We start from the raw sequence: 3258 nt of genomic DNA, 5'->3' as shown, positions 1-3258 counted from the left end.
GTCGGCCGGCGCCGGGGCCGCGGCGCGGGGCGCCCGGGGGGCGAAGGTCAACGCCGTCGCCGCCACCCTGCGCGACATGTGCCGGTCGGTGCGGATCCTCGACCCCGGCGGCCGCTACACCCAGGTGTCCGAACGCAGTCCGCTGCTGCTGGTGACCCGCAACGAATTGGCGCTCCCCATCCGGGTGCGCATCGAGACGAACTCCCCCGACGACTTCGACATCGGCGACGTCGGCGTCATCGAGATCCCCGGGCGCGGCACCCGACAGGTCCAATTCCCCGCGAAGTCGAAGAGTTCGGAGTCGACGTCGGTGACCTTCAAGCTGGTGTCGTCGTCGGGGGTACAGCTCGGCGGCGACCCGATCCGGCTGTCGGTGAACTCGAACGCCTACGGCAAGCCGCTGTTCTACGTGACGCTCGCCGCCGGGGCCGCGCTCATCCTCCTCGTCGCCCGCCGGCTGTGGCACCGGTTCCGCGGCGAACCCGATCCGGCCGACGCCGATCGGCCCGAGGCGAGCGCGCAAGACCGGTTCCTGGCCGGTCGGGACTACACGTGGCGTCACAATGAGTACGAGCACGCCCACCCGCACCCGGAACCGGAAAGCACCGATGACTGATCGCGACGAAGCCGAGAAGGAATTCTCGGCGCAGGAGATCACGGCGCAGGAGCTGTCCGCCGAGGAGCTCACCGCCCCGCCCGGCGGCTTCCGGCCGCTGTCGGGACCGCTCGCGGATCCGGCCGGTCCCAACGCCCCGTCGCGCGGGCGGCGCGCCCGTCCGCAGCGCGTCGCCCCGGGTGGGCCCCGACCGTCGCGACCGGCACTCGAGCAACTCCCGGAGAAGGCCGCGGCCGCAGGATCGGAGACCTCCGACGCCTCGGTGGTGCGCACCGGCGGCTCGATCGCGATCGCCACGCTGATCAGCCGCATCACCGGCTTCGTCCGCTCCGCCCTGCTGCTGTTCGTCCTGGTGCCGTCGGCGGCCTCGGCCTTCGGCGTCGCCTACGTCCTGCCGAACATGATCGCCGAGGTCGTGCTGGGCGCCGTCCTCACCGCGATCGTCATCCCGGTGCTGGTCCGCGCGGAGGCCGAGGACGAGGACGGCGGTGCGGGCTTCATCAACCGGATCTTCACGGTCACCCTCGTGGTCACGTCGATCGCGACCGTGTTGGCACTGCTGGCGGCACCGCTGTTGACGCTGGTCAACGTCGGCTCCGACAGCGAGGTGTCGCGTCCGCTGACCACCGCGTTCGCCTATCTGCTGCTGCCGGAGATCCTGTTCTACGGCCTCTCGGCGCTGTTCATGGCGATCCTCAACGTCAAGAACGTCTTCAAACCCGGGGCCTGGGCGCCGGTGGTGAACAACATCATCCAGATCGCCACCCTCGCGCTGTACTACTTCATGCCCGGCGAGCTGACGCTCAACCCGGTCAAGATGAGCGACCCCAAGCTCCTGGTCCTCGGTATCGGCACGACCCTCGGCGTCGTCGTGCAGGCCGCGATCCTGCTGCCCTACCTGCGGAAGGTCGGGGTCCACCTGCGCTGGAAGTGGGGTTTGGACGCCCGGCTGCGCATGTTCGGCAACATGGGCGCGGCGATCGTCGTGTACGTGCTGGTCCTGCAGGTCGGGCTCGTGGTCACCAACCACATCGCCGCCGCCCATGCCGGCTCCGGCCCCATCGTCTACCAAACCCATTGGCAGCTCCTCCAGCTCCCCTACGGCATCCTCGGCGTCACGATCCTCACCGCGCTGATGCCCCGGCTCTCGCGCAACGCCGCCGCCAAGGACGACTCCGCCGTCCTGGCCGACCTGTCCCTGGCGACCCGGCTGACGATGGTGTCGCTGGTCCCCGTGGTCGCCTTCATGACCTTCTTCGGGCCCTACATCGGCATAGCGGCCTTCTCCTTCGGCCGCTTCAAGGACAACCCGGAGCTGCCGGCTCAGCTCGGGTCGGTACTCGCGTGGGGCGCCTTCACCCTCATCCCCTACGCGATGACGCTGGTCCAGCTGCGCGTGTTCTACGCCCGCGAGGACGCCTGGACCCCGACCGGCATGGTCGTCGGCATCACCGGCGTGAAGATCGGCTCCTCCCTGCTCGGCCCGGTCCTGTTCGACGATCCTGACCTGATCATCCGCTGGCTGGCGCTGTCCAACGGCCTGGGCTATCTCGCGGGCGCGGTCGTCGGGCACTTCCTGTTGCGCAAACAGTTGGGCACCGAGCGGATGTCGGGGGTCTTGCGCACCACGGTCGTGACCGTGGTGGCCTCACTCGGCGCCATCGCCCTCACGTGGGCGCTCGCCCGCGTGATCGGTCTGCGCAAGCTCGGGGACTCCTTCGGGCCGATCGGCTGGCTCTGCTATCTGGCGGTCACGGCCATCGTCGGCCTCGGCCTCGCCTACGCCGCGATGGCCGCCGCCAAGGTCCCCGACGTCGTCGCGATCACCGCGATGGTGCGCCGCGCCCTCGGGCGCTTCATCCCGGCGCTGGCCCCCAAGCGCGCCGCCGACGCACCCGACGTCGACGAAACCGCGCTCACCGTCCAGTTCCCCAAGATTGGCGCTGATGAATCACTGCCTTACTCTGGTCAAGTCGAAGTGGTGCGCCGCTTTGACCGCGGCTCGTCGACCTGGCGCTCCTACACTGTTCACAGTGGTGGAGCCACCGGCACCGGCAGCCTTCCCCGTGTGGCGCACCCCGACGATCGTCCCGTGCGCACCGACATGCGCTACCGCAGGAGAGGAATGCCGATCATGACCGACGGCAACGGCAAGGACGCCGCGCCGGCGTCGCCCGAGGACGCATCCTCGACGTCGAGCGATTCCGCCCCCACTCCTGAGGCCGCCACGACCGCGCCCGCCCCCGTGCGCGGGCCGCGGCTGGTGCCCGGTGCCGCCGTCGCCGGTGGCCGTTACCGGCTCATCGCGCACTGCGGCGGTGCCCGCGGACTCCAGTTCTGGCACGCCCGCGACATCAACCTCGATCGCGACGTCGCGCTGACGTTCGTCGACGCCGAGCAGGTCGCCGAGCCGCCGAAGGCCGGCGACGCCGCGCAGACCGAGGGGCCGCAGGCGATCCTGTCGCGCACGCTGCGCATCGGCCACCTCGACTCGGCCGGTGCCGCGCGGGTCCTCGACGTCATCCGCGGCTCCTCCGGCGGCATCGTCGTCTCCGAGTGGATCCCCGGCTCCTCCCTCGCGCAGGTCTCCGGCACCTCGCCGTCGCCGCGCGGTGCCGCCCGCGCCGTGCGCGCGCTGGCCG

At 70.7% G+C, this 3258-nt stretch carries 1 protein-coding gene and 1 pseudogene; both read left to right on the top strand.

From position 1 onward, the window contains the following. Positions 1 to 616 (top strand): annotated as a pseudogene (locus QM634_RS03355) (hypothetical protein); the annotation flags it as partial. Then, positions 609 to 3258 (top strand): lipid II flippase MurJ (locus tag QM634_RS03350; RefSeq protein ID WP_415041361.1); only part of this gene is annotated, 2650 nt, incomplete at its 3' end. The pseudogene QM634_RS03355 and the gene QM634_RS03350, both read left to right, overlap by 8 nt.

The sequence above is a fragment of the Gordonia sp. (in: high G+C Gram-positive bacteria) genome (assembly GCF_047606305.1).
In the GTDB taxonomy this organism is placed as follows: Bacteria; Actinomycetota; Actinomycetes; order Mycobacteriales; family Mycobacteriaceae; genus Gordonia.
Note: the sequence above shows the minus strand (reverse complement) of the source record. Positions and strands in the feature narration are given on the sequence as shown.